Origin of the sequence: Agreia sp. Leaf335 (assembly GCF_001423605.1) — a bacterium.
GTDB lineage: Bacteria > Actinomycetota > Actinomycetes > Actinomycetales > Microbacteriaceae > Agreia.
On the sequence record NZ_LMOQ01000002.1, the window covers coordinates 262,439 to 278,695 of the forward strand.

12 protein-coding genes are annotated in these 16,257 nt (G+C 66.4%); 4 read left to right on the forward strand and 8 right to left on the reverse strand.

Annotation, left to right across the window (positions count from 1 at the left end; translation table 11 throughout):
• Positions 1-45 precede the first annotated feature (45 nt).
• Positions 46-2,130 carry a DNA gyrase/topoisomerase IV subunit B gene (locus tag ASF79_RS07315; RefSeq protein WP_055853465.1) on the forward strand — a complete coding sequence of 695 codons (2,085 nt, stop codon included), beginning with the start codon at positions 46-48 and terminating at the stop codon, positions 2,128-2,130.
• A gap of 33 nt (positions 2,131-2,163) precedes the next feature.
• Here ASF79_RS07315 and alr read toward each other — a convergent pair whose 3' ends face one another.
• The 7 genes from alr to ASF79_RS07350 all read right to left on the reverse strand — a co-directional run bounded on the left by alr (position 2,164) and on the right by ASF79_RS07350 (position 9,874).
• On the reverse strand, positions 2,164-3,234 hold the full coding sequence (gene alr / locus ASF79_RS07320; protein WP_055853467.1) for an alanine racemase: 1,071 nt from the start codon (positions 3,232-3,234) through the stop codon (positions 2,164-2,166).
• Positions 3,231-3,983, reverse strand: a complete 753-nt coding sequence (locus ASF79_RS07325; protein WP_055853469.1) for an alanine racemase C-terminal domain-containing protein — start codon at positions 3,981-3,983, stop codon at positions 3,231-3,233. The genes alr and ASF79_RS07325 overlap by 4 nt, the downstream gene beginning before the upstream one ends.
• 2 nt (positions 3,984-3,985) lie before the next feature.
• Positions 3,986-4,735 carry a hypothetical protein gene (locus tag ASF79_RS07330; protein WP_055781163.1) on the reverse strand — a complete coding sequence of 250 codons (750 nt, stop codon included), beginning with the start codon at positions 4,733-4,735 and terminating at the stop codon, positions 3,986-3,988.
• Positions 4,732-6,012, reverse strand: coding sequence for a MurT ligase domain-containing protein (locus ASF79_RS07335; protein WP_055853471.1), 1,281 nt, complete (start codon positions 6,010-6,012; stop codon positions 4,732-4,734). Before ASF79_RS07335 ends, ASF79_RS07330 begins: the two co-directional genes overlap by 4 nt.
• 7 nt (positions 6,013-6,019) lie before the next feature.
• A complete protein-coding gene (locus ASF79_RS07340) occupies positions 6,020-7,360 on the reverse strand; it encodes an RNA polymerase sigma factor (RefSeq protein ID WP_055781159.1) in 1,341 nt (446 codons plus the stop codon).
• 198 nt (positions 7,361-7,558) lie between these two features.
• The gene (locus ASF79_RS07345) at positions 7,559-8,875 is read right to left on the reverse strand and encodes an MFS transporter (RefSeq protein WP_055853473.1); all 1,317 of its coding nucleotides are present in this window, start codon (positions 8,873-8,875) and stop codon (positions 7,559-7,561) included.
• A gap of 63 nt (positions 8,876-8,938) precedes the next feature.
• Positions 8,939-9,874 (reverse strand): proteasome assembly chaperone family protein, encoded by a 936-nt coding sequence (locus ASF79_RS07350; RefSeq protein ID WP_055853475.1) that lies wholly within the window; start codon positions 9,872-9,874, stop codon positions 8,939-8,941.
• Positions 9,875-9,958: 84 nt separating this feature from the next.
• On the opposite strand from ASF79_RS07350, the gene ASF79_RS07355 reads away from it, so the two are divergent.
• The 3 genes from ASF79_RS07355 to sucB all read left to right on the forward strand — a co-directional run bounded on the left by ASF79_RS07355 (position 9,959) and on the right by sucB (position 14,503).
• Positions 9,959-11,476 carry a leucyl aminopeptidase gene (locus ASF79_RS07355; protein ID WP_055853476.1) on the forward strand — a complete coding sequence of 506 codons (1,518 nt, stop codon included), beginning with the start codon at positions 9,959-9,961 and terminating at the stop codon, positions 11,474-11,476.
• Positions 11,477-11,584: 108 nt separating this feature from the next.
• Complete coding sequence (gene lpdA, locus ASF79_RS07360) at positions 11,585-12,958, forward strand: dihydrolipoyl dehydrogenase (protein ID WP_055853478.1); 1,374 nt, start codon at positions 11,585-11,587, stop codon at positions 12,956-12,958.
• 72 nt (positions 12,959-13,030) lie between these two features.
• Positions 13,031-14,503, forward strand: a complete 1,473-nt coding sequence (sucB, locus tag ASF79_RS07365) for a 2-oxoglutarate dehydrogenase, E2 component, dihydrolipoamide succinyltransferase (RefSeq protein WP_055853480.1) — start codon at positions 13,031-13,033, stop codon at positions 14,501-14,503.
• Here the strand turns inward: sucB and ASF79_RS07370 are convergent.
• The gene (locus ASF79_RS07370; protein ID WP_162239071.1) at positions 14,497-16,128 is read right to left on the reverse strand and encodes a protein kinase; all 1,632 of its coding nucleotides are present in this window, start codon (positions 16,126-16,128) and stop codon (positions 14,497-14,499) included. The two genes, sucB and ASF79_RS07370, sit on opposite strands and share 7 nt — an antisense overlap.
• Between the last annotated feature and the right edge of the window lie 129 nt (positions 16,129-16,257).

The window sequence follows — 16,257 nt, forward strand, 5'->3', positions numbered from 1 at the left end:
GCTGGGCCATGATCCATTCGGCCCGTCGCTTATTTGGGAGAACACGTGGCATCGGCCGACTATTCCGCACGGCACCTGTCTGTACTCGAGGGTCTCGAGGCCGTGCGCAAGCGCCCCGGCATGTACATCGGGTCCACGGACTCCCGCGGACTCATGCACTGCGTCTGGGAGATCATCGACAACTCCGTCGATGAGGCTCTGGGCGGGCACGGCTCGGAGATCGAGATCCAGCTGCACGCCGATTCGAGTGTCGAGGTGAGGGACCGCGCCCGAGGCATCCCCGTCGACATCGAGCCGAAGACCGGTTTGTCCGGCGTCGAGGTCGTCTTCACCAAGCTGCACGCCGGCGGAAAGTTCGGATCGGGCTCGTATGCGGCATCCGGTGGTCTGCACGGGGTCGGCGCGTCTGTCGTCAACGCCCTCTCGGAGCGCCTCGACGTCGAGGTCGATCGTGACGGCAAGACCTACGCCATGTCGTTCCACCGCGGCGAGCCGGGTGTCTTCGACGACTCCGGCTCGACCCCGACACCGGATGCCCCGTTCACGCCGTTCGAGAACGGCAGCGAGCTCCGCGTCGTCGGCAAGGTGAAGCGGGGCGTCACCGGAACACGCATCCGATACTGGGCCGACCGGCAGATCTTCAGCTCCACCGCGCGTTTCCAGACCGAGGAACTGTTCGACCGCGCACGTCAGACGACTTTCCTCGTGCCCGGCCTGTCGATCGGCATCACCGACGAGCGCGGAGAGGACGTGCGTCGCGACGCCTTCCGCTTCGACGGGGGTATCGCGGAGTTCGTCGAGCACCTCGCCACCGACTCCGGCGTGACCGAGACGTGGCGTCTGCAAGGAAGCGGCTCGTTCACCGAGACGGTTCCCGTGCTGTCGCCTCAGGGGGCCATGGTGCCGACGGAGCTCAGCAGGGAGTGCGAGGTCGACCTGGCCCTGCGCTGGGGAACCGGCTACGAGACCACGTTCCGCAGCTTCGTGAACATCATCGCGACGCCCAAGGGCGGAACGCACCAGGCGGGATTCGAAGCCGGCCTCCTCAAGTTCCTGCGTCAGACCGTCGAGGCGAATGCCCGCCGGCTCAAGGCGGGAACCGACAAGCTCGAGAAGGACGACGTGCTCGCCGGCCTCACCGCCGTTCTGACCGTGCGGCTGCCAGAGCCCCAGTTCGAAGGACAGACGAAGGAGATCCTCGGAACTCCCGCCGTGCGCAACATCGTGTCGCAGGTCGTCACGAAGGGCCTCAAAGAAAGATTCGATTCGACCAAGCGCGACGACAAGGCACAGACCGCTCTGGTGCTCGACAAGGTCGTCGCCGAGATGAAGTCGCGCATCTCCGCTCGCGCGCACAAAGAGACCCAGCGTCGCAAGAATGCTCTCGAGTCGTCGTCCTTGCCCGCGAAGCTCGTCGACTGCCGCTCGAACGACGTGGCCCTGAGCGAGTTGATGATCGTCGAGGGTGACTCGGCTCTGGGAACCGCGAAGCTGGCCCGCAACAGCGAATTCCAGGCCCTGCTGCCGATTCGAGGCAAGATCCTCAATGTGCAGAAGGCCTCGGTCTCGGACATGCTCGGCAACGCGGAGTGCGCCTCGATCATCCAGGTCATCGGTGCAGGTTCGGGGCGTTCCTTCGACCTGTCGACCGCGCGCTACGGCAAGATCATCCTCATGAGCGACGCCGACGTCGATGGGGCGCACATCAGAACCCTGCTGCTCACCCTGTTCTTCCGCTACATGCGACCCCTGGTCGAAGACGGTCGTGTCTACGCGGCCGTCCCTCCCTTGCACCGCGTCGTCGTGATGAACCCCGGCACCAAGCCCAACGAGACGATCTACACGTACTCGGAGGCGGAGCTGCACACGTTGCTCGCCCAGCTCGACAAGGCGAAGAAGCGCTACCAGGATCCGATCCAGCGATACAAGGGTCTCGGCGAGATGGACGCCGATCAGCTCGCGACGACGACGATGGACAAGCGTCATCGCACCCTCCGTCGGGTCGGTGTCAGCGACGCGGAGCGGGCAGAGCGCACGTTCGACCTGCTGATGGGCGACGACGTGGCCCCGCGCAAGGAGTTCATCATCGCCGGATCAGAGGGCATGTCGCGAGAGCGCATCGACACCTGATCGTGCGCTGAAGTCAGGCGGCGCAGGCGTCGTTCAGACGAAGCGTCGCGGAATGCGAGGGCTGAGCCGCACGACGAGTTCCTCGGACATGGTCTCGGTGGCGTCGCCCCACTCCTGAAGGGTCTGCTCCCCCGTGCTGCCATCGCCCCACAGAGTGACGAGATCGCCGACGGCGACATCGGCATCGTCGTCGAGGCCGATCCAGGCCCTGTCGACCTCGAGAGGGCTGACAAGCGGATGCCGCCGGCCGTGGAGGGCGACACCGACTCGGCCGGGCGCGAGTGTCGAGAGTCCGTCTGCGAAGCCGAGGTCGATGGACGCCCGGCGGCCATCCGGAAGCACCTCGATCGACGAGACGGGCGCGCGCATCGTCATCACCTGACGCAACCCCATGCTGTGAGCGCTCGGCCCGTCGCCCGGCGGCAGTCCGTAGGCGAAGGCACCGAAGCGAACGAGGTCGAAGCGCGCGTCGGCTCGGGCGAAGCCGGCAGCGCTGGCTGCCAGATGCCTGAGCGGTGCCTCGACACCAAGATCGCGTGCCACGGCGACCGCCTCGTCGAATCGGGCGATCGAGAGCGAATCCTCGTGGTCGTCGGCCTCGGCGATGTGAGTCCAGACGCCGACGATCTCGACCACCCCTCGATCCTCCAGCGACCGTGCGAGGCTGACGAGGTCGGGCCAGTCCTCCGGTGTCGCCCCGTTGCGGTGCAGCCCCGTGTCGATCTTGAGGTGGACTCGGGCGGTCGACGACGACGGGGAAGCGGCGATGGACTGCAACTGGTCGACGGTCGAGATACCGAGATCGATCGAGGCAGAGAGGGCGGCACCCGGATCGTCGGCCGGATCGAGCAACCAGGCGAAGATCCGCGTCGGCGGGGCGATGCCTGCCTCGCGGAGTGTCAGAGCGGTCGGCACGTCGAGCGCACCAATCCATGAGATGCCCGAGTCGACGGCGGCTCTGGCGACGTCAACGAGTCCGTGCCCGTAGGCGTCGTTCTTGACGACGACCATCACCTGGGCCGGGGCGACCCGCGCGGTCAACACGTCGAGGTTGTGGCGGAGTGCGCTGAGATCGACGACGATCTCGCCTATCGATGCGGTCATGAGTAGCTCCGAACGATTCTGTCGCCCAGCGAGGCGGTGACCTCTGCCGCTGTCTTTCCGAGGTTCGCGGCCCACGAGAGCGGGGACGGATACCCCTTCGCCTCGTCTCCGAAGACAACCACCTCGTCACCGGGCGAGACGGGAGTGTCTCCGACATCGAGCATGAAGACGTCCATGGCGACCCGGCCCGCGACCGGATGAGTGGATCCGGCGAACCACGCCCGCCCCCCGAGGCACGCGTGCCGGTCGATGCCGTCGCTGTAGCCGAGGCAGACCATGGCGAGCGTGGTCGGCGCCGCGGTGCGGTACACGTAGCCGTACGAGACGCCCTCACCGGCTCCGACCTTCTTGGTCGAGAGGACGCGTGCCGAGAGAGTCATCGCGGGCGAGAGTCCGAGACGCCGCGGATCCGGAACAAAGATCGTGTCGAGCCCGAAGAGCTCCGGGCCGATGAGCGCGACGTCGCCCGCGCCCTGCTCGGCGCTCCGGATGGCGGGAATCGAGACACCGGCGTCGCGGATGGCCGCAGCGGCGGCGTCGTGCGACACCAGGAAAGTATCGATCGCTTCGCCGTCGAGGGCAGCGGCGATCGCAGTGGCTCCGTGACCGTAGGCGTCGCCGCGCAGATCGACGACGACGCGATGAGGCTCTCCCAGCGCGATCAGGATCCGTGCGTTGCGGCGTACGACGTCGAGGTCGATGACAGCACGGCGCGGTGGCGACGAATGTGTCGTGAGAGCTGACGACATCACTAGATCGTGGTGAAGACGCTCTTGACGTTCGCGACGATCACTTCTCGCGACTTGGCGGCCAGACGATCGAGTTCGGCGTGCGCTGCCGACGTAGCATAGGCGACGTCGCGGCGTTCCAGCGCAGCCCTGATGATGGCGTCGCTGACGGAGGGGTTCAGGGGAAGCACCGGTCCCTTGGTCTGAGTCGCGATTGAGGAGCCCGCTATGACGCCTTCGCGGCCATTGCCGTTGCCGCCGCCCGAGGTGACGACGCCGAGTGGCACAGCGCCGGTATCGAGGTTCCACTCCGACGCGTTGTCTTCGAAGCCGACGACGGTTCCGTGCGCTGACTCAATGACGATGTATCCGACCTGGCGAGGAACGCCGCGCCGCGCCGAGAAGGGGAAGATTCCGACGCCGCCGAGGACCGTCCCGTCGGCGAGCGTGATGCCTCCGCCGAGCAGTTCCGCACCGGCTCCAACGGCGAAGAAGGGCACGCCATCGTCTGCAAGCGCACGCAGCGCGGCGGCGTTCTCGGTGAGGTCGGCGTGGACAGCGCGCACAGCCGAGATGGGCCCGTTGCCGATCACGACGATGTCGGCGTCCTTCGGCAGACGTCGGCCCATCGTGTGCTGTACGACGTCGACACGATGACCCGCCCGTTCGAGACGAGCCGTCAGTGCCGTGACGTTGCCACGTTCACCGCTTGCCTCGAGGTGCTCGGGATAGAGCTCGAGGATCGAGACGGACTGTGAGGATGACGAACTCAAAACGAGACCTCCATGTCGCCGTAACCGATGATCTTCCTCGCGAGCATCATCTGCTCGTAGTTGACGACCCACGTCTTGTGGCCCGTCGTCGGTGCGGGAAGTGCGCGCATCAACTCGATGGCCTTCTTAAGGTCGGGTTCGATGGTGCCGACCGGGATGCCCTCGTGCTCGAGCCTGAGCGCAAACTGCCAGGCCTTCGCACCCGTCAGCACATCGACGTGGTCGAGCTGGGCGAAATCGATGTCGTAGAGCCAGGAGACGTCGGGAGTACCTTCGTCGATCGCGACCATGACCTGCTCCGGCGCTGAGGGAAGCGCATCGAGATTGAGCTGGAGGCTCGCGGCGTTCTTGAACATCACGAACTCCACCTTCTCGTCTCCGAAGTCGAGTAGTTCGCCGCGCCCGTAGGCCGGCGTCATCGACGAGAAGGCGGCCGATGCTTTCGCGAGGTCGAATTCGGTGCCGAGCACCTGCGCGGCCGTGGCGAGCGCCGCCGCGGCATCGATGCCGTAGTGCAGCCCCTTGGCGGGGAGAGCGATGTCGGCCAATTCTCCGGCCACCCGCACGCGGGCACCGGTGCTGTCCCACGATTCGAGCTCGGCCAGGGCATCGATCGTCGCGGTCGATGCTTCTTCTCGGTGATTGGCAGCATTGAACAGGCCGTGAGCAGAGCTCGCGACCAGCTTCGGCGAGGCGCCGAAGTAGGTGACGTCGGGAACCGGGCCACCCTTTTTCGCGAGGATCTCGCCGATCTTCGACAGATAGGCGTCGTCGCGGTTGCTGATGACGTGCTTCGTCGCCACAGCCGCGGTGTCGAGCATCATGTCGGCGACGACCTCGGTCTCGAAGAACCGGTAGAGCTGGTCTACCTGCACGTTCAGCATGAGAATCGTCGACGGCAGCAGGGTCTTCGACAGCTCGAGCGCGAACGCCTCATCGACCTCGAGGATGCCGATATCGGCCTTCAGCTTGCCGGTCACGCCGACCTCGGACAGCAGGGCGGAGGAGATGCCCTGCGGCAGGTTCGCTCCGGACGGGTTTGTGAACACGGTGAGACCGTGCCCACGGAGAACCTCCGTGAGCATGTGCGTGGTCGTGGACTTGCCGTTGGAGCCGAGGACGAAGACGATGCCGTACTCGAACTGGGCGACGACGTTCTTGATGAAGCCGGGCGCCATCTTGTTGACGATGTAACCGGGCAGCGCCGAGCCGCCGCCGCGAGCCCGGGTGACAGCCCGGACCGCGCGACCGACGAGAACGGGCGCGATATAACGCATCCGCGGCCTACTCGAGGTAGTCGCGCAGGGACTGCGACCGCGACGGGTGGCGGAGCTTCGCCATCGTCTTCGACTCGATCTGACGGATGCGCTCACGGGTCACGCCGAACGTGTCACCGATCTGGTCGAGCGTCTTCGGCATGCCGTCGCCGAGTCCGAAGCGCATGCGGATAACGCCCGCTTCGCGCTCGGAGAGGGAATCGAGAAGCGACTCGAGCTGCTTCTGCAGCATGGTGAAGCCTACGGCGTCGGCCGGAACGACCGCTTCGGTGTCTTCGATCAGGTCGCCGAACTCGCTGTCGCCGTCTTCACCCAGGGGTGTGTGCAGCGAGATGGGCTCACGCCCGTACTTCTGCACCTCGACGACCTTCTCGGGAGTCATGTCGAGCTCGCGCGACAGCTCTTCGGGCGTGGGCTCGCGGCCCAGGTCCTGCAGCATCTGGCGCTGAACGCGGGCGAGCTTGTTGATGACCTCGACCATGTGCACGGGGATGCGGATGGTGCGGGCCTGGTCGGCCATGGCGCGGGTGATGGCCTGTCGGATCCACCAGGTCGCGTAGGTAGAGAACTTGAAGCCCTTCGTGTAGTCGAACTTCTCGACCGCGCGGATGAGGCCCAGGTTTCCTTCCTGGATCAGGTCGAGGAACTGCATCCCGCGACCCGTGTAGCGCTTGGCGAGGCTCACGACGAGTCGCAGGTTGGCGCCGAGCAGATGGCTCTTGGCGCGGGCGCCGTCTCGGGCGACCCACTGCAGCTCGCGGCCGTACGCCGACTTCTTCTCGGCTTCGCTCATCGTCGACATCGTGTCTTCGGCGAAGAGTCCCGCCTCGATGCGCATGGCGAGCTCGACCTCTTCGGCCGCGTTCAGGAGCGCGACCTTACCGATCTGCTTCAGGTAGTCCTTGACGGGGTCTGCCGTGGCACCGGTGATCGCGGTCGAATAGACCGGAACGTCGCTGTCGTCGTCGGCGTCAGAGATGACGAGGGCTCCGGCGGGCAGAACGATCTCTGCTGCGGGCTTGGGCGATCCGTCGTCGGTCTCGTCGTCGGTCGTGGCCTCGTCTTCGTCGACGACGACCTCGACGACAGCGCCCGCCTCGGCATCGTCGTCGTCAGCGCCAGGACCGTCGGCTTCTGCGGCGGCCTTGGCCTTCTTGGCGGCGGCAGCGGTCTTCGCAGCAGCGGCCTTGGTCGGAGCCTTCGCCGCCTTGGCTGCGGGAGCCTTCGTCGCGGTGGTCTTGGCGGCAGCGGCCTTGGCGGCGGCGGCCTTCGTCACCGGCTTTGCCGCAGCAGCGGCAGGCTCGTCAGCGACGGGTTCGAGTGTTGTGGTTGATTTGCGGGTGGCCATACGATCACCTTTCACGCCGGTCTCACCGGGTGGATTCGGCTCTCACGAGTCGATGCCAATTGGAGGCTGGAGTTGTTTTCTGACATTACTAAGACCCATGTCAAGTGCTGGTTTTTCGTGTCTGGCTTACCAGACACCCTGCACAAGAACGGGTCTCGATTCTCAATTATTGCACGGATTGAACAGTCGACCCTCCGCCTAGGGGCGTCGACGCTTCCACCGTCCCACCAGTGCAACCCATAAGGGGGCCACGGATATTCCCTCGTCCTCCTGAAGCCGTCGCCGGGTTCGTCGGCGGGCTCGCAGGAGAAAGACGACGCCCGCTCCGATCACGACGTATTGAATCGAGAAGGCCAGCCTGAAGGCATCCATCGAGTAGAGAGCGGTGCTCACGCCGGCGTCGTACTGGATATCGAGGATGACCCCGATCAGGAACAGCATGACGAAACTGGCCATGAAGCCGCCCACGTTCACGACGCCGTTCGCGGAGCCCAGAGAACGGGCCGGGTTGAACGACCGGGCGAAGTCGAATCCGATCAGCGAGCCGGGGCCGCCGACGCCGAGGGTCACGGTGAGAATCGCAATCAGCCAGATGGGCGGGATGCCCGGCCAGAGAAGCACGGCGGCCCACACGAAGCCGAGAGCCGCAGTGATGCCCAGCACGAGGTTGGACCGCCGAAGCGGAAAGCGGGCGCTCAGAATGCCGAGGATCGGTCCGGCGACCATTCCGGAGATCACGATCACGACGAGGAAGGCCGCCGCGGTGCCGCGGTCGAGTCCCACAGCGGAGACGAGAAAGGGGAAACCCCAGAAGATCGTGAAGACCGTTCCCGAAGACTGACTCACGAAATGCGACCAGAAGCCCAACTGGGTCCCGGGCCTGCGCAGAGTGGGGCCCAGCATCCGGATGGCCTCGCGCATGCTGGCGGCGCGTCCGTCGCCGGGGGTGTCTGGCGGGCGATTCGTGAGAAAGACGACAGAGAGCACGAGAGCGGCGAACGACACGGCAGCGGCGACCGAGAAAGCGGGAGTCCAACCGAATGTGTGCAGCACCCACGCGAAGGGCAGCGCGGAGAGCACCTGCCCGAGCTGTCCGATATTGCCTACCCACTGGCTGAGCTGGGGCACGATCGGCCCTGCGAACCAGGAATTGACGAGTCGGATGACCGAGATGAATACGGCAGCGTCGCCCGCTCCGACGAACACCCGCCCGAGAACAGCCGTCGGGATATCCGGTGCCGACGACAGGACGAGCTGCCCCGCGACCATGAGCGTGCACCCGGCAGAGATGAGCCACTTCGGCCCCACCCTGTCGATGAGGATGCCCACAGGAATCTGCAGCCCCGCGTAGACGATGAGCTGGACGACGGCGAGTGTCGAGAGAAGCGCCGCCGACGAGTCGAATCGCGCCGCTGCATCGACTCCGGCCACTCCGAGCGTCGTGCGCTGCATCACCGCCGTCATGTAGGCGAAGACTCCGACGAAGAAGACAAGCCAGGCGCGTCGGGAGTTCACCTGCTCAATGCTACGGCCCCGCTGGGGCAGAGCTCGATGTCCTGCGTGGGGCGCAGACCGGGATCAGAGCCCGAGCGACGGCCCCGAGTCGTCGTCGCCCGCGCGACGGATGGCGAGGAACTTCTCGAGCTCTTCGGCGATCTCGTCTGCCGACGGCAGCTCACCGTCTTCATCGGTGAGTGGCGACTTGAGCGGTGTTCCCTGCATGTATGCGTCGTGACGCTCCTCGAGCGTGCCCACGAGCTTCTCGAGATCGCCGTTGGTGCCGACCTGCTCGTCGATCTTCGTCAGGAAGACGCGCCCCTCCTCGCGGAGTTTGTCGGTGGGGAAGATGAGGCCGGTGGCGGCATTGATGCTCTCGAGACTGGCCAGTGCTGCGAGAGGGAATTCCGTGTCGGCGAGGTAGTGCGGAACCAGGAGCGCGAAGCCCGCGACGGGATGTGCCACCTCTTGAAGGCGGAACTCGACGAGATGCATCGCGTTCGCGGGCACCTGGGTGTGCGGCTTCCACACGGAGAGAGCGTCGATGAGTTCGACCCGATTACCGCTCACGGTCACCCTGATGGGTCGCGTGTGCGGCACGGGCATCGGGATCGCGTGCACCGACGTCGTGGTCTTGATCTTCAAGCGTCCGATGAGATCGATGACCGACGAGGTGAACGCCTCCCACCGGAAGTCCGGTTCGAATCCGTTGAGGAAGAGGAAGGGCTGATTCAGTTCGTCTTGCACGAGGTAGAGGCGCAGCACGGGCGGCTGGTAGTCGCTGAGGTGATCCTGGTCGAAGTAGATCACGGGCCGTCGGGCTCGATAGTCGAGCAGTGCATCGGTGTCGAACTCGGCGATCACACGGTTGCTGAGGTTGTCGAGAATGTACTCGCCGACCTGCGCGACGGCGCCGCCGGCGTCGGTGAAGCCCGTGAGCGCCACGACGAGGTCGAGGCCCTCGGGGATGTTGCCGAGCTCGCCGGTGATCTCGTACAGCTCGCTCGAATCGGTCATGAATTCAACTCTAATCGCGGCGGCTGGCGCCACCGGGCCGCCTCGGCATGCCGAGAGCGAACATCTGCGCCATAGGGTTGGAGCATGACTCTCGCCTCCCTTTCCCTCTCCTCATCCGACGCCGGCGATGTCGCGGCCGATGTTCTCGTTCTGGGCGTGACCCGCACCGACGACGGTCCCGCACTCGTCGGCTCGGCGGCCTCGATCCTCGGCGCCGACCCCGCGTTCGCCGATCTCTCGGTCCTTGGCGTGACGGGCTCGAAGGACGACCTCGTGCGGGTGCCCGCGCCGAATGGCATCGCCGCCCGGTCGATTGCGCTCGTCGGGCTGGCCTCGGCCACGCCGACCGCCGACGACCTGCGATACGCCGCAGGCTCGGCCGCACGCCGGATGCTCGGGGTCGGCTCCATCGCCATCGCACTGCCCGTCGAAGACGAGTCACAGGCACGGGCCGTGCTGGAGGGTTGCCTGCTCGGTGCCTACGAATACACGGAATACCGCGCGGACGGTGGATCAGCGAAGTCCCGCCCCGCCGAGTCGTTCACCCTCGTCACGTCGATCTCGGTATCTGCCGAGACCGTCGCCTATGCGACCGAGGTGGGCCGCGCCATCCACCTCGTTCGCGACCTCGTGAACGAGTCGCCGCTCGATCTCTACCCGCAGACGTTCGCCGCGCGTGCCGCCGAACTGGGCAGCATTCCCGGCGTCGAGGTCACGATCTGGGACGAGACGCAACTGGCCGATGAGGGATTCGGTGGCATTCTGGGCGTCGGACAGGGCTCGTCGCGGCCGCCGCGCCTGGTGAAGGTCAGCTACTCCCCCGCAGACGCCGCCGAGGCGCGGCACATCGCCCTCGTCGGCAAGGGCATCACCTTCGACTCCGGCGGCCTCTCCTTGAAGCCCGCTGCCTCGATGATCGGTATGAAGTACGACATGGCCGGAGCCGCCACGGTGCTATCCGTGGTTCTCGCTGCTGCCCGGCTCGCTCTGCCGACGCGGGTCACCGCCTGGCTCTGCCTCGCAGAGAACATGCCCTCGGCCACGGCGATCAGACCGGGCGACGTGCTCCGGATCCGGGGCGGCAAGACCGTCGAGGTGCTGAACACCGATGCCGAAGGTCGACTCGTGCTCGCCGACGGTCTGATGGCCGCGAGCGAGGAGTTCCCCGACGCGATCATCGACGTGGCGACTCTGACCGGCGCGGCCAGCGTCGCGCTCGGCAACCGCTACGTGGGCACGCTCGGAAGCTCCCCGCTCGTCGGAGAGGTGCTCCGCGCCGCCGAATCGGCAGGCGAGCTCCTCTGGCACATGCCCCTCGGTGAGGAATTCCGACCCATGCTGAACTCCGATATCGCAGACATCGCCAACATCAAGCCCGGCAACACGGCGGGAGGCATGCTGATCGCGGCGGTGTTCCTGAACGAGTTCATCGGCACGGCGGCTGACGGATCGGGGCGGATCCCCTGGGTGCACCTCGACATCGCGGGGGCGGGCACGAACAAGGATTCGCTGTACGGCTACACCGGAAAGGGACCGACGGGCGTGACCGTGCGCACGCTTCTCGCTCTGGCAGCCTCGGCGGCGCCCACGCGGCCCGAGTGAAGTCGACCGTAGTAGGCTCGACAGGGCGCAAAACCACGCCAACACAGCCCGCTCCGCTCATCAGTGGAGCGCGGGCGAGCACGAATTCTCAAGAGGGAGTCACCGCGGGTGTCTGAACAGAACTTCGACCTGGTCGTTCTCGGCGGCGGAAGCGGCGGCTATGCGGCGGCTCTTCGAGCCAGCCTCCTCGGCCTCACCGTGGCCCTGATCGAGAAAGACAAGCTGGGCGGCACGTGCCTGCACCGCGGCTGCATTCCTACGAAGGCCCTGCTGCATTCGGCAGAAGTCGCCGACGCGGCACGGAGTGCATCGAAGTACGGCATCTCGGCCACGTTCGACGGCGTCGACATCGCCGGGGTCACGTCGTATCGCGAGGGCATCGTCTCAAGCAAGTTCAAGGGCCTCGAGGGGCTCATCAAGGCCCGCAAGATCACCGTCATCCGAGGCGAGGGCCGCTTGGTCTCTCCCACTCGTGTGCAGGTCGGCGACGACGTCATCGAGGGCAAGAACGTCGTTCTCGCGACGGGGTCCTACGCGCGTTCCCTTCCGGGACTCGAGATCGGCGGTCGCGTGATCACGAGCGAACAGGCGCTCGAGCTCGACTTCGTTCCCCAGAAGGTCGCGATTCTCGGCGGCGGCGTCATCGGGGTCGAGTTCGCCAGTGTGTGGAAGTCGTTCGGGTCGGAGGTCACGATCATCGAGGCCCTGCCCCATCTCGTCCCCAACGAGGAGGAGTCGATCAGCAAGCAGTTCGAGCGCGCGTTCCGCAAGCGCGGGATCGAATTCTCGCTCGGCACGCGATTCCAGTCGGTCGAGCAGAATGACGACGGCGTCGTCGTGACGCTGGAGGACGGCCGACGAATCGAGGCCGAGCTCCTCCTGGTCGCCGTCGGACGTGGACCCTCGACGCAGGGCCTCGGATTCGAAGAGGTCGGCGTAGAGGTCGACCGCGGCTTCGTCATCACGAACGAACGACTCGAAACGAACATCCCGGGGTTGTACGCGGTGGGCGACATCGTGCCTGGCCTCCAGCTGGCGCACCGCAGCTTCCAGCACGGCATCTTCGTCGCGGAAGAGATCGCGGGCCTGTCGCCGCAGGTCGTCGACGACGTGAACATCCCCAAGGTGACCTACTCGGATCCTGAGGTGGCATCCGTCGGCCTCACAGAGGCAAGGGCGATCGCCGAGTACGGCCAGGACCGTGTCGCTTCGTACGACTACAGCCTGGGCGGCAACGGCAAGAGTCACATCATCGGCACGACCGGCTCGGTCAAGGTCGTTCGCGTCGCCGACGGGCCCGTTGTCGGAATCCACATGATCGGTGCTCGCGTCGGCGAACTGATCGGTGAGGCGCAGCTCATCGTGAACTGGGAGGCGTACCCGGAGGACGTCGCGCAGCTCGTGCACGCGCATCCCACGCAGAACGAAGCCCTCGGCGAGGCACACCTCGCTTTGGCAGGCAAGCCCCTGCACGCGCTGTAGCCAGCCGCGTCACCCCAAGACCCAATACAAGTAAGCTAAAAACCACGATCGGTTTCTAAAGGAGACAAGCTAATGAGCGAATCCGTCAACCTTCCAGCACTCGGTGAGAGTGTCACAGAGGGAACGGTAACCCGCTGGCTCAAGAGTGTGGGAGACCGCGTCGAGGTCGACGAACCCCTGCTCGAAGTGTCAACGGACAAAGTGGACACAGAGATCCCGTCACCCGTAGCCGGTGTGATCGAGGAGATTCTGGTCCAGGAAGACGAGACCGTCGAGGTCGGAACCGCGCTTGTGCGCATCGGAGACGGCAGCTCCGCCGCCGCATCCGAGGCTCCCGCGGAGCCCGAGGCGGCAGACGAGATTCCCGCCGAGGAGCCGTCGGTCGACGCCGAGACCGAGGCCGAGGCACCTGCCCCCGCTCCCGAGCCCGAAGAGGCCCCTGCAGAGCCTGCCCCCGCGGCAGAGCCCGCACCCGCGGCGACGCCCGCTCCCGAAACTCCGGCACCGGCCGCGGCAGCCGCTCCGGCACCGACTCCTGCGGCTGCGGCTGCAGCTCCTGCCCCGGCTGCAGCTCCCGCCGCACCCGCCCCGGCCGCTGCCCCCGCGTCGGACGACTCGTCCCGTGCGGCTAACGCCGGTTACGTCACCCCCCTTGTCCGCAAGCTCGCGGGCGACAACGGTATCGACCTCTCCACCATCACGGGTAGCGGCGTCGGCGGACGAATCCGCAAGGAAGACGTACTGGCCGCCGCAGAGGCCGCCAAAGCACCGACCGCATCGGCATCCGCCGAAGCTCCTGCGGCCGTTGCAACGACCCTGCCTGTGTCAGACCTCCGTGGCACGACGCAGCCGATGTCGCGTCTGCGCAAGGTCGTCGCACAGCGCGCGGTCGAGTCGATGCAGTCCACGGCTCAGCTCACCAGCGTGGTCGAGGTCGACGTCACCCGCGTCGCCGCCCTGCGCGACAAGGTGAAGGCCACGTTCCAGGAGAAGACCGGCAACAAGCTGAGCTTCCTGCCCTTCTTCGCCCTGGCTGCGACGGAGGCCCTCAAGGCGTACCCGATCATCAACGCGACCGTCGACGGCGACAGCATCGTCTACCCCGATCACGAGAACGTGAGCATCGCGGTCGACACCGAGCGCGGTCTGTTGACGCCCGTCGTCAAGAACGCCGGCGAACTCGACCTCGCCGGGTTCGCCCGCGAGATCGCCGACCTGGCGACGCGCACGCGCGACAACAAGCTCAAGCCCGACGAGCTCGCTGGCGGAACGTTCACGCTGACGAACACCGGTTCGCGCGGCGCGCTCTTCGACACCCCCGTCGTCTTCCTCCCCCAGGTCGCGATCCTCGGCACCGGCATCGTGTCGCGCAAGCCTCTCGTGGTCAAGACGAGCGAGGGCGAGGCCATCGCCATCCGCTCGACGGTCTACCTGGCGCTGAGCTACGACCACCGCATCGTCGACGGCGCTGACGCTGCTCGATTCCTCGTCGCCGTCAAGAACCGCCTTGAAGAGGGCGCGTTCGAAGGCAACCTGGGTTACTGAGCGCTCATAAAGACATCGCGAATTCGCCAGCCGGCCTCGCCCTTCAGCAGAAGGAACGAGGCCGGTTGGCCGTTTAACCGGGCAGCGACGAGAGCGGAACCGCCCCAGGAGCCGGTGACGACGGCGCCTCCTGCGTCAATGAGAGCTGAGGGGGCATCGGCGGGCTGCGCCGCCAGGTAATCCTCCTGAAACACGGTCGCGGCGCATGCCTCGGGTTCGGCCGCCGCGGCACATCCGTCGTTCACCTGAGACAGGGTCTGCAATGCGGCGGCCGGGTCGTCGCCCGACAGTGCGGAGTCGTCGTCTGTGTTCACGGGCAGGTCGGCATCCGCAGACGAGGGGCCGGGTGCCGATGCTGGTGGCGTCGAGGTCTTCTGCCCACCAGCCTGCGCGCCGTCGTTCGGCGATGGAAGGACGAGAAGAAGCCCGGTCGTCGCCACGACCGCGCACACGGCGCCGACGAGCAGGGGCCTACGACGCCAGCGCTTCGAGGCCCTGCGGGTGTGGACAGCCTCTTCCGTTGGAGGCGTCGGGGCCTGCGGTGCGTGCCTGGTGGTGAGCCGGGCTGTGACACCGACGACCGATGCGGCGAACTCCAGTCCGGTCGACGAGACTCCGAGAACCCGTAGCGCCGCGATCAACCGGTTTTCGCTGGGAGCTGGTTCGGGAGGCGGCCGCGTCGGTGACCAGTCATACGACGCACTCTCAGCAGCAGCAGCGGCGGCGGGCTCGACATCCGTGCGCTGCGGCGACGCGTGTGTGCGCAGTGCTGACTCCGCGTCTGGAACTGGGAGGGAGACGACCTGCGGTGGAGCGAGAGAGAAGAGAATTCGTTCCAGTTCGACGAGGAAGAGTCTTCTCGGGCCCTCGGATATCGCTCTCGCGCTGCGCTCCAGATCGAACCCCGCGGGCATCCGGTCGGAGTCGACGTGTGCGAGAACCTCGTCGACCACGTCGAGCAGGTCGCCGTGATCCGAGCTCACGGCGTCTCGCCAGCCTGCCTGCCTCGGGTCCACCCCCTCGTCCGCTCGAACTCTGCCACCGGGCCAGGCGGCTGAGTAGTGATCCTGCGGCGCCTGACGAAGGACACCACGACCGAAGCCCGTGAGGGTCGGTGATCCGCGGTCATCGAAGACGATCCGGCGGGGGTGGATCCCGCCGTGGGTGACGCCGGCGTCGTGGAGGGACTGGAGGGTCGAACACAGGGGCGCGAGAATAGTGACCGCTTGGCCGGCGCTCAGCGAACTCGACTGCTCCAGGTATGTCGATAGCGACGGCCCGGGCAGTCTCTCGAAGATCAGGCACGGCGGAGCGCCTTCGCGCATGCTGGAGACGTCGAGCAGCCGCGTCACGTGAGGTATCGCGGTCGCGCTCAGGGCTGCCAGCTCCACGTCGATGGAGGACGGCGAGGTGCCGGCGTTGAAGACCTTGAGGATGCGCGGGGTCGAGGTGCCCCCGTCTCTCCGAAACGACGGGTGGGCGAGGAAGAGTGCGGCTCGTGTTCCCGTGTGGATGCGGCGGACCACCCGATGCCCTGCGACGTCGTCGAGCATGGCGGCCTCGAGCACAGCTGTTCCAGGTGCCGCCTGCGGGGCAGCAGGAGTCGGTCGCCGGCGGAGGGTCATACAGTGATCCTTCATCGTCCGGCAGCGCGTGTGCCGAACCGGGGCCACATATGTGCAGTGCGGGGCGCCGCGGTCGTTGTGGAGGAGCAGTGAGACTGCCGTGAGCGAACTGGTCGGCATGATCGAATC